At 66.0% G+C, this 24,213-nt stretch carries 19 protein-coding genes; 8 read left to right on the top strand and 11 right to left on the bottom strand.

The genetic code is table 11. The annotated features are described in order from the left end of the window. Positions 1-241 precede the first annotated feature (241 nt). The 4 genes from OSH05_RS14160 to OSH05_RS14175 all read left to right on the top strand — a co-directional run bounded on the left by OSH05_RS14160 (position 242) and on the right by OSH05_RS14175 (position 6,249). A complete protein-coding gene (locus OSH05_RS14160) occupies positions 242-1,678 on the top strand; it encodes a basic amino acid/polyamine antiporter (protein WP_104219913.1) in 1,437 nt (478 codons plus the stop codon). 28 nt (positions 1,679-1,706) lie between these two features. After that, a complete protein-coding gene (gene arcA / locus OSH05_RS14165; RefSeq protein WP_104219912.1) occupies positions 1,707-2,945 on the top strand; it encodes an arginine deiminase in 1,239 nt (412 codons plus the stop codon). A 218-nt stretch (positions 2,946-3,163) separates the two neighbouring features. After that, on the top strand, positions 3,164-4,648 hold the full coding sequence (locus tag OSH05_RS14170; protein ID WP_104219911.1) for a Na+/H+ antiporter NhaC family protein: 1,485 nt from the start codon (positions 3,164-3,166) through the stop codon (positions 4,646-4,648). 35 nt (positions 4,649-4,683) lie between these two features. Next, positions 4,684-6,249, top strand: a complete 1,566-nt coding sequence (locus OSH05_RS14175) for an alpha/beta hydrolase (RefSeq protein ID WP_104219910.1) — start codon at positions 4,684-4,686, stop codon at positions 6,247-6,249. A gap of 8 nt (positions 6,250-6,257) precedes the next feature. On the opposite strand, the gene gltS is transcribed toward OSH05_RS14175, so the two are convergent. Genes gltS through OSH05_RS14190 form a run of 3 tightly spaced genes read right to left on the bottom strand, consistent with a single transcriptional unit; the run spans position 6,258 to position 9,994 of the window. Next, positions 6,258-7,463, bottom strand: a complete 1,206-nt coding sequence (gltS, locus tag OSH05_RS14180) for a sodium/glutamate symporter (RefSeq protein WP_104219909.1) — start codon at positions 7,461-7,463, stop codon at positions 6,258-6,260. Positions 7,464-7,490: 27 nt separating this feature from the next. Continuing rightward, positions 7,491-8,945: a GntP family permease gene (locus OSH05_RS14185; protein WP_104219908.1), complete on the bottom strand. Its 1,455-nt coding sequence runs from the start codon at positions 8,943-8,945 to the stop codon at positions 7,491-7,493. A gap of 2 nt (positions 8,946-8,947) precedes the next feature. Then, a complete protein-coding gene (locus OSH05_RS14190) occupies positions 8,948-9,994 on the bottom strand; it encodes a patatin-like phospholipase family protein (RefSeq protein WP_104219907.1) in 1,047 nt (348 codons plus the stop codon). A 383-nt stretch (positions 9,995-10,377) separates the two neighbouring features. Here OSH05_RS14190 and OSH05_RS14195 point away from each other — a divergent pair, with 383 nt between their 5' ends. Further along, positions 10,378-11,319 carry a helix-turn-helix domain-containing protein gene (locus tag OSH05_RS14195; protein ID WP_165801629.1) on the top strand — a complete coding sequence of 314 codons (942 nt, stop codon included), beginning with the start codon at positions 10,378-10,380 and terminating at the stop codon, positions 11,317-11,319. A 2-nt stretch (positions 11,320-11,321) separates the two neighbouring features. On the opposite strand, the gene OSH05_RS14200 is transcribed toward OSH05_RS14195, so the two are convergent. Genes OSH05_RS14200 through OSH05_RS14230 form a run of 7 tightly spaced genes read right to left on the bottom strand, consistent with a single transcriptional unit; the run spans position 11,322 to position 16,834 of the window. Beyond that, a complete protein-coding gene (locus OSH05_RS14200; protein ID WP_104219905.1) occupies positions 11,322-12,965 on the bottom strand; it encodes a complex I subunit 5 family protein in 1,644 nt (547 codons plus the stop codon). Then, positions 12,962-14,500: a complex I subunit 5 family protein gene (locus OSH05_RS14205; RefSeq protein WP_165801628.1), complete on the bottom strand. Its 1,539-nt coding sequence runs from the start codon at positions 14,498-14,500 to the stop codon at positions 12,962-12,964. Before OSH05_RS14205 ends, OSH05_RS14200 begins: the two co-directional genes overlap by 4 nt. Continuing rightward, positions 14,497-14,826 carry a cation:proton antiporter subunit C gene (locus OSH05_RS14210; RefSeq protein WP_104219904.1) on the bottom strand — a complete coding sequence of 110 codons (330 nt, stop codon included), beginning with the start codon at positions 14,824-14,826 and terminating at the stop codon, positions 14,497-14,499. The genes OSH05_RS14205 and OSH05_RS14210 overlap by 4 nt, the downstream gene beginning before the upstream one ends. After that, positions 14,823-15,764, bottom strand: a complete 942-nt coding sequence (locus OSH05_RS14215) for a hydrogenase subunit MbhD domain-containing protein (RefSeq protein WP_266352487.1) — start codon at positions 15,762-15,764, stop codon at positions 14,823-14,825. The genes OSH05_RS14210 and OSH05_RS14215 overlap by 4 nt, the downstream gene beginning before the upstream one ends. Further along, complete coding sequence (locus OSH05_RS14220) at positions 15,761-16,054, bottom strand: monovalent cation/H(+) antiporter subunit G (RefSeq protein ID WP_104219903.1); 294 nt, start codon at positions 16,052-16,054, stop codon at positions 15,761-15,763. Before OSH05_RS14220 ends, OSH05_RS14215 begins: the two co-directional genes overlap by 4 nt. Continuing rightward, positions 16,051-16,338 carry a monovalent cation/H+ antiporter complex subunit F gene (locus OSH05_RS14225; protein ID WP_266352488.1) on the bottom strand — a complete coding sequence of 96 codons (288 nt, stop codon included), beginning with the start codon at positions 16,336-16,338 and terminating at the stop codon, positions 16,051-16,053. The genes OSH05_RS14220 and OSH05_RS14225 overlap by 4 nt, the downstream gene beginning before the upstream one ends. Continuing rightward, the gene (locus OSH05_RS14230) at positions 16,331-16,834 is read right to left on the bottom strand and encodes a Na+/H+ antiporter subunit E (protein ID WP_104219902.1); all 504 of its coding nucleotides are present in this window, start codon (positions 16,832-16,834) and stop codon (positions 16,331-16,333) included. The genes OSH05_RS14225 and OSH05_RS14230 overlap by 8 nt, the downstream gene beginning before the upstream one ends. A gap of 566 nt (positions 16,835-17,400) precedes the next feature. Between OSH05_RS14230 and OSH05_RS14235 the strand changes: the two genes are divergently transcribed. From OSH05_RS14235 to OSH05_RS14245, 3 genes are all read left to right on the top strand, one after another. Next, complete coding sequence (locus OSH05_RS14235; RefSeq protein WP_104219901.1) at positions 17,401-18,525, top strand: efflux RND transporter periplasmic adaptor subunit; 1,125 nt, start codon at positions 17,401-17,403, stop codon at positions 18,523-18,525. After that, the gene (locus OSH05_RS14240) at positions 18,522-21,629 is read left to right on the top strand and encodes an efflux RND transporter permease subunit (protein WP_104219900.1); all 3,108 of its coding nucleotides are present in this window, start codon (positions 18,522-18,524) and stop codon (positions 21,627-21,629) included. Before OSH05_RS14235 ends, OSH05_RS14240 begins: the two co-directional genes overlap by 4 nt. Before the next feature lie 97 nt (positions 21,630-21,726). Beyond that, a complete protein-coding gene (locus OSH05_RS14245) occupies positions 21,727-22,818 on the top strand; it encodes an AI-2E family transporter (RefSeq protein ID WP_165801627.1) in 1,092 nt (363 codons plus the stop codon). Positions 22,819-22,962: 144 nt separating this feature from the next. Here the strand turns inward: OSH05_RS14245 and OSH05_RS14250 are convergent, their stop codons facing one another. Further along, positions 22,963-24,150 carry an alpha/beta hydrolase gene (locus tag OSH05_RS14250; protein WP_266352490.1) on the bottom strand — a complete coding sequence of 396 codons (1,188 nt, stop codon included), beginning with the start codon at positions 24,148-24,150 and terminating at the stop codon, positions 22,963-22,965. Positions 24,151-24,213: the final 63 nt, after the last annotated feature.

Consider the following 24,213-nt stretch of genomic DNA (forward strand, 5'->3'; position numbering starts at 1 on the left):
CAAGCTGTCGCGGGGCGTCACCAACGACGTGCCGAGGCAGGTGCGGCTGGCCGGACTCGGGCATATGGCCGTAGCGGGCGGTTTCTGGTAAGTTGAAATCGCCGTGGCCGTCGATCCGGCCAATATGAATAAAAGAGACATCAAGCACAGAGGTGAGATTCCGGGCTCATGTCGAGTTGCCCGGAAGGCGTCATAAAGCAGATAACAGCCGGAATCGGCGAAGATCTTCTCGGGAGGAAGCATGGCGTCTTCGTCACAGGCGAGGCTGTCTGTCGGTGCCTTGACGGCTATGGTCGTCGGCTCGATGGTCGGCGCGGGAATCTTCAATTTGCCTGGCCGGTTCGGCACGGCCACGGGTCCGTTTGGCGCCATCATCGCCTGGGCGATCGCGGGCACCGGCATGTACATGTTGGCGCGGGTATTCCAGGCGCTCGCCGAAAAGCGGCCCGACATCGACAACGGCGTCTTCGCCTACGCCAAGGCCGGCTTCGGCGACTATATGGGCTTCCTGTCGGCCTTCGGCTATTGGCTCGGCAGCTGCCTCGGCAACGTCTTCTACTGGGTGCTGATCGGCTCGACGCTCGGCGGCTTCTTCCCGGAATGGTTCGGCGAGGGCAGCACGGCGATCGCGATTATCGTCTCGCTGATCGGCATCTGGCTGTTCCACTTCATGATCCTGCGGGGCGTCGAGCAGGCGACCTTTATCAACACCATCGTCACCATCGCCAAGATCGTGCCGATCCTCGTCGCGATCCTCGCCTTCATCTTCTTCTTCAACTACGCGCAGTTTTCCGAGAATTTCTTCGGCGGCGTCGGCATGCCGGAGAAAACGTTGGTGCAGCAGGTGCGCGACACCATGCTGATCACCGTCTTCGTGTTCCTCGGCATCGAAGGCGCCAGCGTCTATTCGCGCTTTGCCAAGAAGCGCTCGGATGTCGGGACGGCGACCATCCTCGGCTTTGTCGGCGTCACCGGCCTGATGGTGGCCATCACGCTGCTGCCCTTCGCGACGATGCCGCGCGCCACGATGGCCGGCGTCAGCAACCCGTCGCTTGCCGGGGTCCTGGAAGTCGTGGTGGGCCATTGGGGCGCCGTTTTCATCAAGATCGGCGTGCTGATCTCGGTGCTCGGCGCCTATCTCGCCTGGTCGCTGATCTGCGCCGAAGTGCTTTCGGCCGCGGCCAAGTCAAGGGACATGCCGAAGCTCTTCGCGGCGATGAATAGCAACAAGGTGCCGGCCAACGCGCTGTGGCTGACCAACATCGTCGTCTCGCTGTTCGTAATCTCGACCTATTTCTCGCGCGACGCGTTCAACTTCATGCTCGACATGACCAGTGTGACGGCGTTGCTGCCCTATCTGCTGGTCGCCGGCTATGGCGTGCTGGTGGCTCGGCGCGGCGAGGGCTATGAGACGACGCCGCGGGAACGCACGCGCGATCTGATCTTCGCCTGGATCGCGGTCATCTACACGATCGTCATGTTTCTGGCAGCCGGCCTCGAGAAGGTGCTGCTGCTCGCGGTGCTCTTCGTCCCCGGCACAGCCATCCTCTATTTCTGGGCGCGGCGCGAACAGAACGCCCGCCTCTTCACCCCGACTGAGCTCATCATTTTCGGCGTCACGCTGGTCGCCGGGCTGGCAGGGGCCTTTGGTCTGCTGACCGGCGCGATCACCGTCTGACGCGAGGCAATCAAGAAGGATCATGGCGATGGAAACGAAATTCGGCGTCCACTCCGAAGTCGGCCAGTTGCGCAAGGTGATGGTGTGCGCTCCCGGGCGCGCGCACCAGCGACTGACGCCCAGCAATTGCGACGATCTGCTGTTCGACGACGTGCTCTGGGTCGAAAACGCCAAGCGCGACCATTTCGACTTCATGACCAAGATGCGCGATCGCGGCATCGAGGTGGTGGAGATGCACAATCTGCTCGCCGAGACGGTGGCGATCCCCGAGGCGAAGAAATGGATCCTCGATAACCAGATCATCCCGAACAAGATTGGGCTCGGCCTCGTCGACGAGGTCCGTTCCTATCTCGAAGGGCTTTCCAATCGCGATCTGGCCGAGACGCTGATCGGCGGCCTTTCGACCGAGGAATTCCCCGATACGATCGGCGGCGAGATGCTCGCGATGATCCGCGATGCGGCCGGCGTCAACGAATATCTGCTGCCGCCGCTGCCCAATACGCTCTACACCCGCGACACGACCTGCTGGATCTATGGCGGCGTGACGCTGAACTCGCTCTATTGGCCGGCGCGGCACGAGGAGACCATCCTCACCACCTCGATCTACAAGTACCATCCCGATTTCGCCGGCAAGGTGAATGTCTGGTGGGGCGATCCGACCCATGAATGGGAACTCGCCACGATCGAGGGCGGCGACGTCATGCCCATCGGCAAGGGCAATGTCCTCATCGGCATGAGCGAGCGCACCTCGCGCCAGGCGATCAGCCAGGTGGCGCAGGCGCTGTTCGACAAGGGTGGCGCCGAGCGCGTCATCGTCGCGGCGATGCCGAAGCTGCGGGCCGCAATGCACCTCGACACGGTCTTCACCTTCGCCGATCGCGACTGCGTGCTGCTCTATCCCGACATCGTCGATAGCATCGAGGCCTTCTCCTACCGTCCGGACGGCAAGGGCGGGCTGGAACTGCACAAGGACAAGGGCACCTTCGTCGAGACGGTCCGCGATGCGCTCGGCCTCAAGAAGATGCGTGTCGTCGAGACCGGCGGCAACGCCTATATGCGCGAACGCACCCAGTGGGATTCGGGTGCCAATCTCGTCTGCGCCTCGCCGGGCGTCGTCTATGCCTATGACCGCAACACCTACACCAACACGCTGCTGCGGAAAGAGGGCATCGAGGTCATCACCATCACCGGCGCCGAGCTCGGCCGCGGCCGCGGCGGCGGCCACTGCATGACGTGCCCGATCGCCCGCGACGCGGTGGATTACTAGGGCCGGCTCTCTTCTTGGACCCTCCCCTTGAGGGAGGGTCAAAACCGCAAAGCGGTTTTGGGGAGGGGTCACGTTGGTCGGGGAGAACAAGCACGCTTCGGCTTTGCCGAAGCTAGCCCCTCCCCGAAAACGCCTTGGCGTTTTCGACCCTCCCGCAAGGGGAGGGTTCAAGAAAGATGCGTCGTCCGGCTTGCTGGGGAATCGATTGGGGGCATCCGATGGAGCGGGAAGACGGCGCGAAGACGGTGGCCCTCCACCGGCCGCTCTCCTTCGTCGAAGCGATCATCCCCGTGGCGGTCCTGGTCGGGCTCGTCGGTCTTTCCTATTATCTGTTCGGCGATGCGGGCATGAGCGGGCCGAACCAGGTGGCGCTCGTCGTCGCCACCATGGTGGCGGTGCTGGTGACGCGGCGCCATGGCTATACGCTGGACGAACTCGGCGAGGCGGCGGTTGCCAGCGTCAGCACGGGCGTGGGCGCGATCTTCATTCTCTTCGCCGTCGGCGCGCTCATCGGCACCTGGGCCATGAGCGGTACGCTGGCCGCCATGGTCTATTACGGGCTGCAGATTCTCTCGCCTGATTATTTCTACGTCACCACCGTCGCCATTTGCGCCATCGTTTCCTTCGGCATCGGCAGTTCATGGACCGTGGCCGGCACGATCGGCATCGGGCTCATGGGCATCTCGGCCAATATGGGCCTCGATCCGGCGATCACGGCCGGCGCCATCATTTCGGGCGCCTATCTCGGCGACACGACATCGCCGCTCTCCGATTCAGCAAATCTCGCGGCCGGCGTCGCCGGGGCCGAGCTCTATCGCCATCTCGGCGAGACGTTCGTTACGTCGATCCTGGCGATTGCCATTGCGCTTGGCGTGTTCTGGTTCCTCGGTCAGAGCGGCGCGGCGATCGATGTCGCACCGAAGCTCGCCATCATCGACGGCGCCTTCCATATTTCCCCCATCCTGTTCATTCCGCTCGCGATCGTCATCGTGCTGGCCCTCTTCAAGTTGCCACCCTTCACGACGATCTTCATCGGGGCGCTGGCGGGCGGCATCGTCGCGGTCATCCTGGCGCCGGAGCGGGTGGGCGCCTTTGCCGATCCCGTCGGCGAGCTTCCGGTCTGGCTTGGCCTCATGAAGGGCGTCTGGCTCGCGCTGGCGCGCGGCTATGTCTCGTCGACGGGCGATCCCGGCCTTGACCAACTTTCGACGCGCGGCGGCATGAGCAGCATGCTGGAGACGATCTGGCTGGTGATCACGGCGCTGGCCTTTGGCGGCGTCGCCGAGCGCACTGGCATCCTTCTGCGCCTCACCGCGCCGATCGTTCAGACGGCGAAGTCAACCGGCAGTCTCGTGGCCGCGTTGGTTGCGACCGTATTCGCGACGAACATCGCCACCGCTGATCAGTATCTCGCCGTGGTTCTGCCGGGACGCATGTTCAAGCAGCCCTTCGCGGATCGCGGCCTTGCGCCGGTCGTGCTGTCGCGATCGGTCGGCGCATCGGCAACGCCGAGTTCGGCTCTGGTGCCCTGGAACAGCTGCGGCGCCTATATGGCGGCCACGCTGGGCGTCGCGACCTTCAGCTACCTTCCCTACGCCATCTTCAATTTCGCCAGCCCCTTGCTCACGATCGTCGGCGCCTATGCCGGCATCCGCCTCTTGCGTGGCCCCGCGGCTGCAACGAAGGTGCCGGACGCGTCTTGATCGGGATGGCGAGTCGCAAGCGGGAAGGGCGGGGGATGCGTCGCTGGTTCATGCGTTGGGTGAGACGGATCGTTGCGGTGATCGCGATCGTCGCCATCACCTTCTTCGGCGCACGGGTCTATGAAATCGAGGGTGGGCCGCCGCTGCAGCTCTGGCACAGCTATATTCCGCGCGAGATGACGAGAGCGGCCATGGAGCGGGCCGATTGGGCCGGCTACATCGCGGCGGAGGACGCTATCTTCGACGGGGTGCGCCGCGAGGTCACCGAAAAGCTCGAACCGGCCCAACAGGTCCCAAGCAACCGCTATTTCAGCGGCAGCCCGGTCAATCCCGGCCGCTTCGCGCAGGACTGGAACCGTTCCTTCGTGCTGAAGCCGGAGGGAGAGCCCCAGGGCGCCGCCGTCTTCCTGCATGGGCTCACCGACGCGCCCTATAGCCTGCGCCATATCGCGGAGGATTATCGGAGGCACGGCTTCGTCGCCGTTGGCATCCGCCTGCCCGGCCATGGCACCGTTCCGGGCGGCCTCACCCAGGTCGACTGGGAGGACTGGACGGCGGCGACGCGCCTTGCCGTGCGCGAGGCGGAACGGCTCGCCGGCGCGGGCAAGCCGCTGCACGTGATCGGCTATTCGAATGGCGGCGCGCTGGCACTCATGTATGCGCTCGACGCGATCGAGAACCCGAAACTCTCCCGTCCGGACCGCATCGTGCTGATGTCGCCCATGGTCGGCGTGACGCGCTTTGCCCGCTTTGCGGGTCTCGCCGGTCTGCCGGCGCTGCTGCCGCCCTTCGCCAAGGCGGCGTGGCTCAACATCCTGCCGGAGTTCAACCCGTTCAAATATAACTCCTTCCCGGTCAACGCGGCGCGGCAGTCCTTCCTGTTGTCCGACGCGCTGCAGCGGCGAATCGCCGAGCTTGCGAGCGCCGGACGGCTGACCTCCCTGGCACCGGTCCTGACGTTCCAGTCGGTGCTCGACCATACGGTCAGCACGCGGGCGATCATCTCGGCGCTCTACGACCAGCTTCCGGCCAATGGCTCGGAACTGGTGCTGTTCGACTTGAACCGCAGCAGCAAGGTGAGCCCGCTCCTGACGCAGGCCGCCGACGATACGCTGGAGGAGATCTTGACGCCGCCGCCGAGGCGATATCGCACCTCCGTGCTTGCCGATGCGGGAGGCGGCAGCACCAATGTCTTCGAACGCGTGACCGATGCTGGGTTATCCGAGGCTCGCACGGTCCCTCTGGGACTGACCTATCCGAGCGACGTCTATTCCCTGTCGCATATCGCGATCCCGTTCCCCGTCAGCGACGGGCTCTACGGCACGGACCCCGATCCCGCCGACGATTTCGGCATCCAGCTTGGCGCCATGGCCGAGCGCGGGGAGCGCGGCGCGCTGATCATCGGCGCGGATACGTTGATGCGCATGTCGTCGAACCCGTTCTATCCCTACATGATCGGGCGCATCGACGAGGGCTTCGCGGCGGTCGCTGCGCCGCCCGCGGCACCGGCGGTGCAACCCGCGCCTGCCACCGTGCCGGCCGACGAGGCGCTCCCGCCCGTCCTGGCGCCCGAGGAAGCGGTGCCGTCTCAGGCGCCGTGAACCAAAGGTCAGCGGACCATGAAGCCGATGACGAGCGCGTTCACGATGTCGATGAAGAAGGCGGAAACCAGCGGCAGGATGATGAAGGCGACCGGGGAGGGGCCGTGCGTCTTCGTCACCGCCGTCATGTTGGCGATGGCGGTGGGCGTCGCGCCGAGGCTGATGCCGCTGAAGCCGGCCGAGATCACCGCCGCATCATAGTTGCGTCCCATGGCCGGGAAGACGACGAACAGCATATAGAGGACGGCGGCCAGCGTCTGCAGGCCGATTACGACGACCAGCGCCGGCCCAAGCCCGCCCAGCGTCCAGAGCTGCATGCTCATCAGCGACATGGCGAGGAAGATGTTCAGCGACAAATCGGAGATGAGCGCCAGCGCGCGGGTTCGCGTCGGCCAGGCGAGACGCGGCAGGATGCGCGGCACGATGTTGGTCAGCACGATCGCCACCATGAGGCAGGCGACGAAAAGCGGCAGGCGGACGCCGATCTCCGTCAGGAAAGCGTCGACGCCATAGCCGATCAGCACGGCGACGTTGAGCACCAGAATGGTGCGCAGCAGCGTGAAATGATCGAGATCGTCGTTCTGCGGGCGAAGCTTGCCTTGCGGGAGCCCGACCACCGGCGCCTCATTTGGCTTGCCGCTCAACTTGTAGCGCTTGATCAGCAGTCCCGCGACCGGGCCGCCGACGAGGCTCGCCACGATCAGGCCGAGCGTCGCCGAGGCGACGCCGACTTCCATCGCATTGGCGAGGCCGAAGCGCTGGGTGAGAATCGGAGCCCAGGCGATCGTCGTGCCATGGCCGCCGATCAACGAGATCGAACCAAGCAGGGGCGCCATGCCGTCAGGCAATTGGAGCAGGGCGGCGCTGCCGAGGGCGATCAGGTTCTGGAGGATGAGATAAGCGATCGTCAGGCCGAGCAGGATGACGAGCGGCCATCCGCCTGCCTTCAGGTCGGCGAGCCGCGCATTGAGGCCGATGCCGGTGAAGAAATAGAGCAGCAGCAGGTCGCGCGCGCCGAGATCGAAGCTGATGGCGATGCCGAAGACCCGGTAGATCAGGAGCGTCGCCAGCGCGGCCAGAAGGCCGCCGGTCACCGCCTCCGGAATATTCCAGTTGCGCAGCGGGTCGATGGCCTTGTTGACCCCGGAGCCGAGGAAGAACACGACGATGGCGATCGTCAGGCTCAGGAATCCGGGTACCGCTACTTGTTCCACGACGTCTCCGCCCCTTCTACGCTTTGGTCAAAACGATCCGAACATGGATCCGAGCACGATGACGCCGGACAGCGCGATGAGCGCGCCCACGATACCCACCATGACGATATCGAAATAGCTCTTGCCATGCGTCGAGCCGCAGACGGCCAGCAGTGTCACCACGGCGCCATTATGCGGCAGGCTGTCGAGCGTGCCGGCGCCGATGACGGCGACGCGGTGCAGCAGGGCCGGGTCTATGCCCTGTTCGGCGGCGAGCTTCATATAGGTCGCCCCCAGCGCATCGAGCGCGATGGTCAGGCCGCCCGATGCCGAGCCAGTGAGCGCGGAGAGGATGTTGGTTGCGATGGCCAGCGAGACCAATGGCCCGCCCTCGATCGACAGCACCCACTCGCGCACGAGCCCGAAGGCCGGTAGGGCCGCGACCACGGCGCCGAAGCCGACGAGGCTGGCGACGCTCACAGCCGGCAGCACGGCGGCATTGGCGCCGGCATCGATGGTGGCTCTGAGGGTCGGCAGGCGACGGCCGCTGATTGCGAGCAGGGAGAGGATCGCAGCGAACAGCGCCACGATCACCGACCATACGCCGCCGACCGCGGTCAGCGAGGTCGAGCCCCATTCCGGCAGGCCAAGGAAGCTGGTGTCGAGCCGCGGCAGAACCACGAAGCTCATCAACACATTGACCAGCACGACGACGACCAGCGGCAGCGCTGCCTGAAGGATCGGCGGCTTCGATGGGCTGCGCTCGCCATGGCTGATTTCGGCGGGATCGAACTCATGCGCGGTGGTCGCGCGCTCGCGCACCACCGGGTCCGCGGCGGCAAGCTCCGCCGCATCGCCGGCATCGTCTCCGAAGCCTTCGCCGGCTCGCCGTGCCTTCGCCTCGGCCCGTGCCAGCCACCAGAGCCCGAAGCCGAGCATGATGATCGATGCGATGATGCCAAGTCCCGGCGCGGCGAAGGGCGTTGTGCCGAAGAATGGCATGGGAATGGCGTTCTGGATCGCCGGTGTGCCGGGCAGCGCCGACATGGTGAAGGTCGACGTGCCGAGCGCTATTGCCGCCGGCATGAGGCGGCGCGGGATCGCGGCGGCGCGAAAGAGGGCCATCGCCATCGGCGCCAGCACGAAGAAGGCGACGAACAGGCTGACGCCGCCATAGGTGACGATCGCTCCCGCGAGCACCACGGCGAGGATGGCGCGCTTCTCGCCGAGCTTCTCGACCATGAAATCGGCGATCGACGTCACCGAGCCGCTGTCTTCCATCAGCTTCCCGAACAGGGCGCCGAGCAGGAAGATCGGGAAGAACTGCGCGATGAACTGCGCCGCGCTCAGCATGAAGGTCTGAGTCCAGTGCGCCAGCAACGGCTCGCCCGACAGGAGAGCGGCGATGAGCGCCGCGGCTGGCGCCAGCAGCAGGATCGACCAGCCGCGAAAAGCGAGCCAGATCAGGAGACCGAGGCCGATCAGGATGCCGAGGAGACCCATGGTCAGCACTCCGAGAGCAGGACGTCGATATCGGTAGTCGAGCGGACGCCGAGATCATCGCCATGTTCGGCAAGGAAGACGTCGGCGGATCTGCGGCCCTCCTCCTTGAGTAGGGCGAGGAACGAAGCTTCGGCGTTCAGTTTCGACGAGGCGCCGAGCTCGACGATCATTTCGCTCATGATGCGGTGGGTGCGCATCGCCGCCCATCGCGCCCCTTCGCCGGTACCCGGATCGGCCACCTGGCGCAGCAGCGAGATCATCCGCATCTCCTTCATCAAGGGAGCGTTGAACGATATCTCGTTGAGGCGGTTGAGAATTTCGCTGGCTGTCTTGGGTGTTCCCGGTCGGACGCGCGGATTGATCTGTACCAGGATGGAATCATGCGCGTCGCTCTCGCGCACCAGCGGCGTAATGGTCGGGTTGCCGGCGAAGCCACCGTCCCAATAGGGCTCTCCGTCGATTTCGACCGCCTGGAACATGGTCGGCAGGCAGGCGGAGGCGAGCAGCACGTCCGGCGTGATCTCGGCATTGCGGAAGATCCGGCCCCGGCCGGTCTGGACATTCGTCGCGGTGATGAAGAGGCGGATCGGCGAGCGTGTCAGCCGCTCGAAATCGATCTGCTCCTCCAGGATGGAACGCAGAGGATTCTTGCCCGATGGATTGAGATCATATGGCGAGAAGACGCGCGACATGAGGTCGATCGCCATATAGGCCGGCGAATGATCCAGGGTCCATCGGCCGAGCAGCACATCGAGCGGGCCGCGCTGGAACGGGCTGAACCGTGCCGCCTGCGAGACCGCGGTCCAGAAGCGGTCCAGCGCCGCGCGCGCGCCATCGGCGCCGCCCGCCTCGAAGCCGTCCGCCATGACGGCGGCGTTCATGGCGCCGGCCGAGGTGCCCGAAATCGCCTCGATCTTTAGCCAGTCTTCCTCGAGCAGGCGGTCGATGACGCCCCAGGTGAAGGCGCCGTGCGAGCCGCCGCCTTGAAGGGCGAGGTCGATGAGAAGCGGGTCCTTCGGGGTCCCGTTGCTCCGCTGCTTGCCCGTCATGGTGCCTTGCTCCGTCGCCCGGTCGTTGGATTGAAAGGACTCGCGTCGATCCCGGTTTGAAGTCGCCCGTTTGCCGCCTCTTGGCCGATGGTCGAACCGGTGCTGGTCTCCGGCTCAAACACGGGCCGGCCAAGGTCGCGCGCCGGGCCGCTTCCCGATATGTTGCACTGCAATATCTGCCATGTATTGCGACCGGATTGCAACATGGCGATGCGCGCGATAGTTTCAGTGCTCGGGATGATGGCATTCGGGGTGTTTGAATGGGCAGCACAAAGCCCGGCTTCGAAGAGATGCCGACGAATTCGGCACAGCCTCTGCGACCCATCCGGTTTTCCACCCGTGACCTGCCGGTAGCCAGCCAGTTTGACGCGTGGCGGACGTTCATGGCCTCCGCAATCGAGCTGGAGCTTCCCGGTGGCACGCAGGATGGCTTCGCGGCGGAGCAGTCCGTCTGGGACCTCGGCCGCTTCGCCTTGACGCGTTCGGTCATGCCGTCCGCTGGCTATATGCGAAGCTGGCGGCATCTGCGTCGCGGCGCCATGGACCATTGGTGCATCGTTCTCGTCTGCGACCGGTATGACGATCCAGTGTCCGGTCGGCGGGCGCGGCCGACGACGATGCATATACGCTCGCTGGGAGAGTCCTTCGAAGCGAACGCGAATGACGGCGAAGTCATCAGCCTCTACATGCCGCGCGACGCTTATGGCCGGAATTCCGTCCGATTCGAGCGCCTTGCGGGGGATCTGGGCCGCTCGGCGCCAATCGAACTTCTCGCCGACTACATCATGAGCCTTGAACGGCGCGTGGGCGATTGCCGGATCGGCGATATCCCGGCGCTCGTCCAGGCGACAGAGGCCATGATCTCGGCCTGCCTCGTTTCGAACGCCGACGAAATCGATGCGGCCCGTGACGTGCTGACGCTTTCGCTTGCCGAGCGGGCGAAGCGGATCATCCGCGGTGCGCTGTTTTCGCCGGACCTGACGCCGGAATTCCTGGCGCGGTCGATCGGCATTTCGCGCTCCGGGCTGTATCGGCTGTTCGAGCCGTTCGGCGGCGTCCGGAACGTCATCCAGCGCGAACGCCTGTTCGCGGCTCGCACCGCCTTGGCCAATCCCGCTCGTGAGGGATCCATAGTCGAGATCGCCGAGCGCTGCGGCTTCGGCGATGCATCGGCCTTCAGCCGTGCCTTTCGCCGCGAGTTCGGCATCACGCCGAGCGAAGTCCGCGTTTCGGCGGCGATCGGCGCGCCGGTCGGGGCGATCCGCACGCAGCCCGTCACGGAAGGCGCCGATCTCGCGGGCGTTCTGAGCCGCCTGCAAACCTGACATCAGCGCATTCCGGCGAGATACATCGCAAGGCTGGTGGCCAGCACCAGCGCCAGAAAGATCGCGCCCGCGACCGGCCATTCGCGCAGCCGGGCCTCGGTCCGCTCCATGCCGGCCGATACCGCCATGGCGAGGGGGCCGAGGCGGCGTGCCGGGATCAGGATGTCGCCTGGTGGGATCGCCGGCAGACGGCCACCCCAGCGCCGGAGAGCGAGCGCCATGACGCCGCCCAAGGCGATCGGCCAGAGCCCGTCGAAAAGGGCGCTGGGCGAGACGACGTCACCGAGGCCATAGCCTGTGGCAGGAAACAGGATCCAAGGCACGAGGATCGAAGCCGCGGCGATTGCCCAGCCAATGATGCGAAGGCGGAGCGGGGCCGGCTCGTCGCCGGGTGGGGCCATGGCGGTCAGCTGGCGCAGGAAGTGGATCATCAGCAACGCACTCGCGACGGCCGACAGCTTGCCGAGCGTGCCGGCGAGGCCGTAGCCGAGCATGTCCTTGACCGCGATCTTGGCGAGGCCGCCGCCGGTGAGCGGCAGGCCGGCAATGCCGAGCGCGACGATCGCGGCCGGAACGAGGATCGGCGTCAGGCGCCAGCGCCCGGTGGCGGCAACGACGCCGACCAGCAGGAACAGCGCTCCCTTGGCCAGCAGATGGCCGACCGCATAGAACGCGACCTCGGTCGGGACCGAGGCGCGGCTGGCCGCGAGGCCCATGCCCAGCACCGCCGCGATCACGCCCATCTGGCTGATGCTGGAATAGGCGAGGATCACCTTGGGATGGGTCTGGGTGATGCCGATGGCGACGCCGTAGAACGCCGTCGCGAAGCCGAGGACCGTGAGCGCCTCGCCCCAGGGCACGGAGCCCATGTCGAAGGGGAGGAAGCGGATGAGGCCGATCACGCCCGCCTTCACCGCCGCGCCGGAAAGCGCCGCCACGGCCGGGATCGGCGTCGCGCGATAGGAAAGCGGCATCCAGACATGCAGCGGCAGCTGCGCCATCTTGGTGCCGAAGCCGAGGATCAGGAGCGCGATGGTCCAGTCGCGCCAGGGCGACCAGGGCAGGGCGGAGACGACATCGGAAATGGCGAGGCTGCCGCTCGGCTCGGCGCTTGCCAGCAATACGAACGCCATCAGCAGGAAGGCCTCCCCCAGCACGGCGAAGGCGACATAGATCTTGCCGGCGCGGCGGACGGAGGAATTGCCGTCCAGCACGACGAGCCCATACGCGGCGAGGCTGACCAGCGAGAAGAGCAGGTAGAAGCTGACGAGGTCATCGGCCGCGAAAACGCCGAGGCTGCCCGTGAGCGTCAGCAGCCACCAGAGCGCGGCGCGCGGCAGCTTCGAACCGCCCTGCCAATAGGATGGCGCATAGAGGCCGGCGGCAATCCAGAGGATGGCGGCGGCGCCGAGCAGCATGGCGCCGGGACTATCGAGCGCCAGCGTCAGGCGGAACGGCCCCGGCATGGCGAAGCGCGCCTCGCCGCCTGCGATCGCGACCAGAAGCGCCGGCACCGGCGCGGCGGCGATAAGGAAGGGCAGATTGTCCCGCGCGCCGCGCCAGGCGAGGCTGACGGCGAGGATCAGCGGAAAGGCGATGGTGAGCGCCAGGAGCAGGCCGGTTCCCGTGGTCGTTGGCTCGATCATGGCGCCAGCACTCCGGCTTCCACGCCGCGTCCAATCTGAAGCATGGCGGACGGCTCCAGCGGGATGAAACCGATGGCGAGCGCGATGACGGCCAATGTCAGCGCCACCAGCTCGCGGCAGCGCGAGACCGGTCCCTTGGCCTTAATCTGTATCCGCGGACGGGCGGCGGCGGGGACCAGCACGCGGAAGACATAGCCCGCCGCGAGCAGCCCACCGATCAGGATGATGAGCGCCCACCACCACTGACCTTCGCCGACTGCGGAGTTCAGCATCAGCCATTTGGCCGAGAAACCGCCGCTCGGCGGCAGGCCCATCAGCGACATGCCGCCGAGGCCGAAAGCGAGGAAGGTGAGCGGGATGATGCGCGCGGCCCCGGCAAGGCCGCTGATGCGGTCATGGCCGAGCGCGTCATAGACGAGGCCGGCCGCCATGAACATCGCCGCCTTGGCAAAGGCATGCGAGGCGAGTTGCAGCACGCCGCCGGTCCAGGCGATCGAGGCCCAGGGCTCGCTGGCGCCGGTTCCCGTCGCGAGCGGGAAGACGAGGAAAAGATAGCCGATCTGCGCCACGGTCGAATAGGCGATGAGCAGCTTCAGCCGCGCCTGGCGAAGGGCGATGACGCTGCCGAAGAGGATCGCGAGCGCGCCGAGCCCGCCGAGGATCTGCGTGCCGAATTGGCTGACGCCGTCCGGCAGCACATCGAACCAGAGGCGCAGGATGATGAAGAACGAGCCCTTGACGACGAGGGCCGAGAGCACGGCGCTGGCCGCGGCCGGCGCGCCGGCATGGGCTGCGGGCAGCCAGATATGCAGCGGGAACAGCGCCGTCTTGGCCAGCAGGCCGACCGTCATCAGCGCCACGGCGATGAAGAGCAGCGGCGTCGGCTGCACGACTTGCTTCAGGAGCACGATGTCGAGCGTGCCATAGAGCGAATAGATCAGCGCGGTGCCGAGCAGATACATCACCGAGCCGAGCAGCGCGAAGAGCAGGTAGCGCAGCGCGGCCCGCATCGTCTCGGTGCGGCCGTCGAGGCAGACGAGCGGCACGGCGGTGAAGGTGACGAGTTCGATCGCGACGAAAAGGTTGAAGAGGTCGTCACCGAGGAAGATCAGGTTGAGCGCCGCCGAGATGCCGAGCAGCAGCGTCCAGAACATCATCGGCCCGCGCTTCTCGGGCCCGGCCGGGTCGAAGCCGAACTGGCCCTTGGCGAACAGGCCGGTGGCAGCGATGATGATGGCGGTCAGGACGATGAGCGCCACCGACAGCCCGTCGGCGCGCAGCGCGAGGCCGAGCGGTGGTTTCCAGCCGCCGACGAGGTAGATCACCGGCCGCGCCGTGCCGAGGAGTTCGGCGCCGATTGCGAAAGCCAGCGCGGCGCCGACGGCGAGCGTGGCGAGCGCGATGCGTTCCGTCTGGCGGGAGCCGAGCGACCAGATCAGCAAGATGCCAGCGATCGGCACCAGAATGGCTAAGACCAGCAGGAAGCCGCCGGCGGTGGTGTCGGCGGGGAAGGGCAGGGCGACCGGGACGCTCATGGGCGGTCCTTCCCGTCAGCGTCGCTCGCCGCCGCTTCCTCCTGCGACAGGCGCTGGACGAGGGTCACGGCGAGCGCCGTCGCCGAGAAGGCGACGACGATTCCGGTGATGACCAGCGCCTGCGGGATCGGATCGCCGCCGAAGCCGGCGCCCGCGCCGCGCTTCGCCACCACGCCGAAGAACAGGAAGACGCCCGCACCGATCAGGTTGAAGGCGAGGATCTTGCGGATCGGCTTCGGGTCGACGATCAGGCCGAAGAGGCCGATGCCGATGAGCAGGGCGCCGACCAGCCCGTAGAGCGTCGCGGTATCGAACGGGAAGGTCATGGCTCGCTCTCCCGCATCGGGGGGCCAGCCAGCAGCATGCCGAGCGCGGCGGCGACCGAGATCAGCATGGCGGCCTCGATGACGATGATGACCGGCTTGGCGAAATCGGGCGGATAGGCGAGGAAATCGCCCGCAAGCCAGAAGCCGGCAATGCCGACCGCCATGAAGACGGCGGGGCCGACGAGGAGGGCGGCGCGCAGCCTTCGACTGGTGACCGGCGGCGCATCGGTGAGGCCGGCCATCATCAGCAGCACCCACATGGCGGCGAGGATGGTGGCCCCCTGGAATTTGCCGCCGGGCTCGTCGGCGCCGATCCAGAAGATGTAGATCCCGATGAGCACGCCCAGCGGCACCAGCCATTGCGCCAGGAAGGTCAGCGGCGCCGGCACGCTCGCAGCGGGCGCGGGGCCCGGCCTTCCACCCCAGAAGCGATCAGGCGTGAGCGACCAGACGCCGAGCAGCGCCAGCAATACGACTACGGTCTCCAGGAAGGTGTCGAAGGCGCGATAGGCCATCAGTACCGCCGTGATCGGATTGCCGACGCCGGTCAGATGCAGGTTCTCCGCCGCTGCATAGGCAAGCGTCGGGGCGGGATCGGGTGGCATCAGCACCAGCGCGGCAAGGCCGAGCGTTACGCCGCCGCAGAGGGCGCCGACGAGGATCTTGAAGCCGATCGACGGGGTCGCGCTCATCTCGTCGCGGTCGCGGGCGAGGCCCCGGGCGCGCAGCAGGATGACGCCGGTCGCGCCGCTGCCGATGGCGATCTCGGTGAGCCCGACATCGGGCGCTTCGATCCGCAGCCAGGCGAGCGCGAGCAGCAGGCCGAACACCATGAAGTCGATGATCGCGGCGAAGGCGTTCTTCACCGAGATCATCCAGACGGCGACGACGATCATGGCGACGGCGAGCAGCGTGTCGAACAGCAGGGCGAGGATCACTTGCCGCCCCCTTCCTTGCGCAGAACCATGGCGACCAGCTGCGCGCCGGTCGCGCCGGCGAACTGCACGAGCATCCAGACCAGCACCAGCTTCAGCGCGTCGAAGAGGCTTCCCGTCTGCGGCAGCAGCCCGAGCACGACGAAGCCGAGGCCGAGATTGTCGGCCTTGGTGAGGGCGTGCAACCGCGTCAGCGCGTCGGGGAAGCGCAGCAATCCGGTGGTCCCTGCCGCGAAGAAGATGAGGCCGATCGCGACGCAGACAATGGTGAAGAGATCGAGGATCAGGCTCATGGTTCGCCGGCCCCGCTTCCCCCGCCCAGCGCATTCAGCGAGAAAGCGACCGAGGCGAAGGCCGCCAGCAGCGCCAGCGTCAGCGCGATATCGACGAAGGCCGAGCGCCCGCCGGCAAAGGCGAGCAGCAGGATGATCGCGACGCTGCCGCTGCCGAGCAGTTGCGCTGCCATCAGCCGGTCGGCGCGCGAGGGGCCGCGCAGGATTCGAACCATACCGATAACGACCAGCGCCAACACCCCGCAGGCGGCGAGCATCAGGAAGGCGGTCAGGAAATCAGCCACGGTCGATCTCCCTGCCAAGCGCGGCGGCGAGGCGGCCCTCATCGGCCGCCAATTGTGCCGCGACATCCGTGTCGGTATCGAGACAATGGACGAGCAGCGTCCCATCAGGGCGCTCCTCCACCGGTAGCGTCCCCGGCGCCATGCTCGACAGATCGGCGAAGAGCGTTCTTTCCATGCCTGCCGGCAAGGAAGGGGAAAATTCGATGAAACCCGTCTTCAATGGCAGCTTCGGATCGAAGGCCCGGCGCGCGACGTCGAAACCGGCGACGACGGATTGGCGCAGGAAGATGCCGACGTAGGTAAGTGTCGGGATGAGGCGGAGGGTGACCTGGCTGGTTGGACGGATGCGGACGCTGACAAAGGCCGCCACGGCGACGGCGATAAGGCCGACCGGCAAATCTTTGAGGCTGCCGCGCGTCAGGATGATCCAGATGAGCAGAAGGGCAAAGGCCCGCGCCCAGGGCACGCGCCAGGCAGTCATCGGGCCCGCGTTCATGCCGATCGCCTCACCGAGACCGACGAGCCTGGATTGCGCCGCGCGGCCCCCATCTCGTGCCGGTCGGTCGCCGCCCTCGGACCCATCATGCCATTGCCCGTCGTCATGAGTGGATACCAGTCCATGGCTGCGGCCCGCGCGAGAATATGTCCCGCTTGGGGCCGGTCATTGCTGTGTCGTCAGCGAATCGACCATCCGCCGATCCGCGCAAGCCAAGCATAGGCCTCGACTTCGCAAGATCGATGTCGGAACCGTCTTCTAGGGTTTATCGATATCGACGACGTTGACAAGCGCCGCCGCGGGCTCACACTGGATTGAGACTTCGTGCACAGAGGTGAGACGCCATGCTCATCACATTTGAGGTCCAAGGCGATAGCATGCGGCCTGCAAAAGATGGCGCATTGCGGGAAACGACTGTTTGCATTGTTGAATCGCCCTCCGATATCGAATCCGGGCAGGTTTATCGGGGTCCGAATGCAAGACGAGAGTCGCCATTCCCATGACGTACCCGTCGTGACAATAGACAGCGAGGCACGTGTCGGGATGCACCGTTTCAGGATCGGACGATGGAATTGAACCAGAGCGCGAAGAAGTCCCCGACGCGAGCGTTGCGCGTAGGACGTGGAACGATCCTAACGCTCGCGGCGATCCTGCCCCTGCTTGCGGCGTGCCAGCGCGAAGCCGAAGCGCCCGCGCCCGATGCAAGGCCGGTGCGCACCGTGACGGCCTCCCGCGACAATCTGGGCGAAACCGTCGTCCTCACCGGCAATGTCCAGGCGCAGAACGAAGCCAGCATGGCGTTCCGCATTTCGGGGCGGATCATCGAGCGGCCGGTCAATGTAGGCGATCAGGTGACGGCCGGCCAGGTGCTGGCCAAGCTCGATCCGGTCAACGAGCTCAACGCGCTGCGCTCGGCGCAGGCTGCAGTCGTCGCTGCCGAGGGGCAGCTCGTTACGACGAGCAACGCCTTCGACCGGCAGGATCACCTGCTCGGCAATGGCTTCACCACGCGCGCCAATCATGACCAGGCGCTGCAGGCGATGCGTTCTGCCCAATCTCAGCTGGACGATGCCGAGGCACAGTTGCGCATCGCCGAGGACCGCGTCAGCTTCACCGAGCTCAAGGCGGATGTCGACGGCACGATCACGGCGCGCGGCGCCGAGCCGGGCGAAGTCGTTCAGGCCGGCCAGATGGTCGTGCAGCTCGCGCGGCAGGACGGCCGCGATGCCGTCTTCGACGTGCCGGCGCAGGTGCTCCGCGCCGCTCCCGCCGATTCTGAGATCACCCTGCGCCTGACGGACGACCCGTCGGTGACCGCGATCGGCCGCGTTCGCGAAGTGGCGCCGCAGGCCGACGCCGCGACGCGGACCTTCCCGGTGCGCGTCGGCATCAACCATCCTCCGGCGGCGATGCGGCTCGGATCGACCGTCACCGGCACGCTGAAGCTCGACAGCGGCCCGGTCATGGCCTTGCCGGCGACGGCGCTGACGACGGCCAATGATCGGCCGGCCGTCTGGGTGGTCGATCCGGTGGCGGAGACGGTGGCGCTGCGCAATGTCGAGATCCTGCGCCACGACCCCGCGGTCGTGGTGATATCGAGCGGCCTCGACATCGGCGAGATCGTCGTCACCGCCGGCGTGCAGGCGCTGCATCCCGGCCAGAAGGTTCGCCTTGTCGGTGGCAATTCATGAGCGGCCTCAATCTCTCCGAATGGGCTCTCAAGCATCGCTCGTTCATCATCTACTGGATGATCGCCTTTGTGGTCGCCGGTACGGCGGCCTTCGTCAATCTCGGCCGTAACGAAGACCCGGCGATCACGATCAAGACGATGATCGTGCATGCGGTCTGGCCGGGCGCAAATATCGACGACACGCTGTCGCAATTGACCGAACGGCTGGAACGCAAGATCCAGGAGATCCCCGAGGTCGACAATGTCCGTAGCCAGACGAGCGCCGGCGAGACGACTTTGTTCGTCACCTTGAAGGACGAGATCACTTCCAAGGAGACGCCGGACATCTGGTACGAGGTTCGTAAGGGCATCGGCGACATCCGCTTCACGCTGCCGCAAGGCGTGGTCGGACCGTTCTTCAACGATGATTTCGGCGATACTTACGGTATCATCTACGGCTTCACCGCCGACGGCTTCACGCATCGCGAACTCCGCGACTATGTCGAGGACGCGCGCTCGAAGCTGCTCCATGTGCCGGACGTCTCCAAGATCGAGATCATCGGCGCGCAGGACGAGAAGATCTATGTCGAGTTCTCGACGCAGCAGCTCGCCGGTCTTGGCATCGACCGGCAGGCGCTACTTGCCGCGCTCAGGGCGCAGAACGTCGTCAGCCCCTCCGGCGTGCTGGAAACCGGCGACGAGCGGATCGCGCTGCGTGTCACCGGGGCCTTCGATTCCGAGCAGGACCTGCTCAACCTGAACTTCGTCTCCAATGGCCGGTTGATCCGGTTGCGCGACATCGCCGAAGTGCATCGCGGCTTCGCCAGCCCGCCGCAGCCCATGTTCCGTGTCAACGGCAAGCCGGCGATCGGCCTCGGCATCTCGATGCGCGACGGCGGTGATGTGCTGGCGCTCGGCACCAATGTCCGTAAGGCGATGGCGGAGATTACCGACAATCTGCCGATCGGCATCGAGCCCAGCATCGTGGCAGACCAGGCCGTCGTGGTGAATGACGCGATCGGCGATTTCACCACCTCGCTATGGCAGGCGATCGCCATTATCGGCGTTGTCAGCTTCGTCAGCCTCGGCGTGCGCGCGGGAACCGTGGTGGCGCTCGCGATCCCGCTGTCGCTCGCCATGGTTTTCGTGGTGATGCAGATCAAGGGCATCGATCTGCAGCGCATTTCGCTCGGCGCGCTGATCATCGCGCTGTCGCTGCTCGTCGACGACGCCATGACTATGGTCGATTCGATGACGTCGAGGCTCGCCAATGGCGAGAGCAAGGAGAAGGCGGCGTCCGAGACGTTCCGAACGCTGGCGCTGCCCATGCTGACCGGAACGCTGGTCACGGCCGCGGGCTTCGTGCCGATCGGATTCGCCCAGAGTTCTGCCGGCGAATACACCTTCTCCATCTTCGCGGTGGTTGCCATTGCGCTGGTCGTGTCGTGGCTCGGCGCCGTGCTGTTCTCGCCGCTGGTCAGCGCCGCGCTGTTGAAGGCACCGAAGGAGCCGAAGAAGGCGGATGCGAAGCCGAGCTTCATCCTCTCGACCTTCCGCTCCATTCTCGTCACGGCGATGCGGATGCGCTGGATCACCATCGGCGCGACGGTCGCGGCCTTCGTTGCCGCGCTGCTGGTTCTGCCGCTGGTGCCGCGCCAGTTCTTCCCGGCATCCGACCGCCCCGAACTGCTGGTCGATCTGCGGCTGAAGCAGAACGCCTCGATCTATGCGACCGGCGATGTGTCGGCCAAGCTCGACACGATCCTCGCCAAGGATCCTGACGCCGCGCAATGGAGCACCTATGTCGGACGCGGCGCGATCCGCTTCTACCTGCCGCTCAATGTCGAATTGCCGAACGAGTTCTTCGCGCAGTCGGTCGTCATCGCTAAGGATGTCGACGCCCGCATCCGCCTGCAGGACAAGCTCGAGAAGCTGCTGGCGGAGGACTTCCCCGAGTCGATTTCGCGCGTCGCGCCGCTGGAGCTTGGGCCGCCGGTCGGCTGGCCGGTGCAGTATCGTGTCAGCGGCCCCGATATTAATCGCGTCCGCGACATCTCGCTCGACCTGGCCCAGATCCTCGCCACGGACCGCGACGCGCTCCGGGTCAATTTCGACTGGATGGAGCCCTCGCGCATGGTGCGCGTCAAGATCGACCAGGATCAGGCGCGGCTGCTCGGGCTTTCTTCGGCGACGCTGGCGGCGGTGCTGAATTCGGTCGTCACCGGCACGACAGTGACGCAGGTTCGTGACGATATCTACCTGGTCGACGTCGTGGCGAGGGCCAATGACGAGCAACGCGTGTCGCTCGCCAATCTCCGTACGCTGCAGGTGCCGCTGGCCAGCGGGCGCACCGTGCCGCTCAGCCAGGTCGCGAGCTTCGATTTCGGCCAGGAATATCCGCTGATCTGGCGGCGCGACCGCGTGCCGACTCTGACCGTCCAGGCCGATGTGGCGCCCGGCGGCTCGCCCGAGGCCGTGGTCGAGGGGCTGGCGCCGGCGGTGGCGAAGCTGAACGCGTCGCTGCCATCCGGCTATCATGTCGTCGTTGGCGGCGTGGTCGAGGAGAGCGCTTCGTCGCAGGCCTCGGTGCTCGCCGTCGTGCCGTTCATGATCTTCCTGATGGTCTCGATCCTGATGGCGCAATTGCAGAGCTTCAGCCGCTTGGCGCTGGTGCTTGCCGTCGTGCCCATGGGACTGATCGGCGTGGTCGGGGCGCTGTTCCTGTTCAATCGCCCGCTCGGCTTCGTCGCGATCCTCGGTATTCTGTCGCTGCTCGGCCTCATCGCCAAGAATGCCGTCATTCTGATCGAGCAGATCGAGACGGAGCGGCGGCGCGGCCTGGCACCCTGGGACGCGATCGTCGAGGCGACGGTGTCGCGCTTCCGGCCGATCATGCTGACCGCCATTTCGACGGTTCTCGGCATGATCCCGATCGCCGGCACGATCTTCTGGGGCCCGATGGCGATCGCGATCATGGGCGGCCTGCTCGTCGCCACGATCCTGACGCTGGTCTACCTGCCGTCGCTCTATGTCGTGTTCTTCGGCGTCAAGGAAGGCGAGAACGGCATCGCGACCGCTCAGCCATCGCCGCCGCCCGAAACGCCCGCAGCGGCGTCACCGGCCTGAGTCGGTAGACTGGCTGCCGCCGCGCCGGCATGCGAGAGATAATCTGGAAGGCCGGCATTGCCGGCCTTCGTTGTGGCCGCGGAACAGGATCCATCCGATGACCGACGATCTGCCGGCGACCGTATCCGCCGAGCCCGCGGACTGGGCCGGCTGGCGGCGCGCCTTCGCCCTGGCGCTGGCGCTGATCGCGGTGGCGATCGGGCTCGCCCTGATCGGCTGGACCGCGTCCAGCTTGCTAGTGCTGTTCGCCGGCGTCCTCTTCGCCGCCTTTCTCGACGCCTGCACGCGGGCGCTGCGGCCCATCCTGCCGATCGCCCGGGTCTGGCGCCTGTCGATCGTCATCGCCGTCCTGACGGTACTGTCGTTCTGGGGCATCCTGCGCGGCGCGCTCGGCCTGCCGGCACAGGTGCGCAGCCTGATCGTCATCATGGAGCAGCAACTCGCTTATCTGCAGCAGCGGCTCCTCGCCTATGGCATCGATTTTCTCGGCACCGATGCGCCGCCGACGCTGTCGAGCCTGATTCCCGAGCACAGCCAGCTTTTCGGCCATGCTCAATTCGCCGTCGGCACCGCGACGAGCGCGCTGGCCAGCGCCATCATCATCCTGTTCGTCGGCCTGCTGCTCGCCTTCGACCCGAAGACGTATCGCGAAAGCATCGTCGTCTTCGTGCCCCTGGCGCGGCGCGAGCGCGTGCGTTCGGTCATGGACGAGATGGGTCGCGCGCTGCGCCTCTGGCTCGTGGCGCAGGCGGTGCGCATGGTTCTGATGGGAGTTGCGGTCTGGATCGCGCTGACGCTGCTCGGCCTTCCCGGTGCTGCCGTCCTCGGGCTGCAGGCGGGCCTGCTCAATTTCATTCCCTATCTCGGGCCGATCATCGCCGGCATCCCGATCGGCCTCGTCGCCATGCCGCTCGGCCTGCCAATGCTGCTCTGGGCCGTCGGCATCTACACGGTGATCCAGACGATCGAGGGCTATATTGTCGGTCCGCTGATCCAGCGCTCCGCCGCCAACATCCCACCGGCCTGGACTCTGATCGGTATCGTCCTGCTCGGCGCGCTGTTCGGTACGCTCGGCATCGCGCTCGGCATGCCACTGATGGCGATCGCAAGGATCGCGGCGATCCGGTTCTATGTCGAGGACTGGCTGGGCGACCGGTCGGGGGTGACGGAAAGGACGGTTACGGAATGAAGGCCATTCGTCTTCCGGAGATGCACTTCGGCTCGCCAAGGCCTTCTTAACCGCACCTGAATTCTGGCTGAACCTGCAGGCGAGCCATGATCTCGATACCGAGGCAGAACGGCTGAAGACCGGGATCGCCGCTGCTGCTGCGCCTCAGTTCCTTCCCCCGCCCTGGAAAATCAGGACCGGCGCCGATAGTACCGACCCGATTACCTGGCCTGTGCCGACGGCGCCGGCAGCGAGCTGGTCGCCGCCGCCGATGCGGGGCGTCGCGTCGAGTGTGTTGCCATCGATCAGCCCTTCGCCGAGCAACTGCACGACTTCCGGGCTGGTCGCGAACTGGCTGTGGTTGAGACGGTCGCCATCCTGCAGCGCAGAGAGGTCGAGCACGGTGATGTTGTCGGCCTGCTGCAACTGAGTCAGATATTGTTCCTGCGACAGGTCGACGGCGCCGACGCGCGTCACCTGACCCGAGATCAGGCGCGACACGCGAAGTGCCCGATCGTTGGTGGAGATGAAGACGGTGATGTGAGGCCGCTTCGGCCCGATTTCGCGGACCTGCTTGCGGAAGACGTCGATATCGAGGTCAGGGGAGGCGAGGATCAGATTGCTGACCTTGGCCGGAACGCGACCCCGTTTCAGGGCGATGTCGCGCAGCGCCTCGACGGCGACCCAGCTCCCCATTGAATGGGCCATGATGGTGACATCGGAGACGTCCGGGCTCGATGCGGCCGCCTCGATCATGCTGGCGAGGTCACTGCGCGAGAAATTGGCGCTCTCGCGATCGTAATTATAGGCGAGCACGCTACCGCGAGAGGGCCAGGAGAACAGGATCGGTGCGACGTTCGAGCCGGAATCATGGACGATCTGCGCGAAGCGGAACACGGACGCATCAAAGGGCGTGTTGAAGCCGTGCACGAAGATCAGCACGCGGCGTGAGCGGGTCTTGTGGTCCTTGAACCATTGGCGCGCGCCCGACGGCGCCAGCGTATCCATGGCCGTCGTCGTGAAATATCGCTCGGGATCGCCCGGTGCACGGGGCGGCCATTCGACATTGCCCTTCACATGGACCGGCGGGATCGAGACGACGACATTGGCGAGCGAAAGCGAGTCTCCCCGTTCGCCGTTGAAGAAGTCCTTGCCCTTCGCGTCGGGCGCGCGAGTCGTGGCGACCAGCATGTCGACCTTCGACGCATCCGCCGCTGGCGTTGCGATCGGCACCAGCAGCCCCTCCGGCCGGGAGGCGCAGCCCGTAAGTGTCGCAATCATGGCCATGACAAGGACGATCGTCCGCCACGGCTTCGTCGTCTGCGGCAGTCGGGCTTCGAGTTCGAAATTCATGCGGACTACCGGCGGGCCGCGGCCCGATCGCCGCAGTTTGGATTTCTACACACAAGCCATGTC

It is taken from the genome of Kaistia algarum (assembly GCF_026343945.1).
Classification (GTDB): Bacteria; Pseudomonadota; Alphaproteobacteria; order Rhizobiales; family Kaistiaceae; genus Kaistia; species Kaistia algarum.

Excerpts from the sequence above, each read along its gene's own strand:
- OSH05_RS14160 (WP_104219913.1), top strand. The coding sequence starts at position 242 with ATGGCGTCTTCGTCACAGGCGAGGCTGTCTGTCGGTGCCTTGACGGCT.
- arcA (WP_104219912.1), top strand. The coding sequence starts at position 1,707 with ATGGAAACGAAATTCGGCGTCCACTCCGAAGTCGGCCAGTTGCGCAAG.
- OSH05_RS14170 (WP_104219911.1), top strand. The coding sequence starts at position 3,164 with ATGGAGCGGGAAGACGGCGCGAAGACGGTGGCCCTCCACCGGCCGCTC.
- OSH05_RS14175 (WP_104219910.1), top strand. The coding sequence starts at position 4,684 with ATGCGTCGCTGGTTCATGCGTTGGGTGAGACGGATCGTTGCGGTGATC.
- OSH05_RS14185 (WP_104219908.1), bottom strand. The coding sequence starts at position 8,945 with ATGGGTCTCCTCGGCATCCTGATCGGCCTCGGTCTCCTGATCTGGCTC.
- OSH05_RS14190 (WP_104219907.1), bottom strand. The coding sequence starts at position 9,994 with ATGACGGGCAAGCAGCGGAGCAACGGGACCCCGAAGGACCCGCTTCTC.
- OSH05_RS14195 (WP_165801629.1), top strand. The coding sequence starts at position 10,378 with ATGGCCTCCGCAATCGAGCTGGAGCTTCCCGGTGGCACGCAGGATGGC.
- OSH05_RS14200 (WP_104219905.1), bottom strand. The coding sequence starts at position 12,965 with ATGATCGAGCCAACGACCACGGGAACCGGCCTGCTCCTGGCGCTCACC.
- OSH05_RS14205 (WP_165801628.1), bottom strand. The coding sequence starts at position 14,500 with ATGAGCGTCCCGGTCGCCCTGCCCTTCCCCGCCGACACCACCGCCGGC.
- OSH05_RS14210 (WP_104219904.1), bottom strand. The coding sequence starts at position 14,826 with ATGACCTTCCCGTTCGATACCGCGACGCTCTACGGGCTGGTCGGCGCC.
- OSH05_RS14220 (WP_104219903.1), bottom strand. The coding sequence starts at position 16,054 with ATGAGCCTGATCCTCGATCTCTTCACCATTGTCTGCGTCGCGATCGGC.
- OSH05_RS14230 (WP_104219902.1), bottom strand. The coding sequence starts at position 16,834 with ATGAACGCGGGCCCGATGACTGCCTGGCGCGTGCCCTGGGCGCGGGCC.
- OSH05_RS14235 (WP_104219901.1), top strand. The coding sequence starts at position 17,401 with ATGGAATTGAACCAGAGCGCGAAGAAGTCCCCGACGCGAGCGTTGCGC.
- OSH05_RS14240 (WP_104219900.1), top strand. The coding sequence starts at position 18,522 with ATGAGCGGCCTCAATCTCTCCGAATGGGCTCTCAAGCATCGCTCGTTC.
- OSH05_RS14245 (WP_165801627.1), top strand. The coding sequence starts at position 21,727 with ATGACCGACGATCTGCCGGCGACCGTATCCGCCGAGCCCGCGGACTGG.
- OSH05_RS14250 (WP_266352490.1), bottom strand. The coding sequence starts at position 24,150 with ATGAATTTCGAACTCGAAGCCCGACTGCCGCAGACGACGAAGCCGTGG.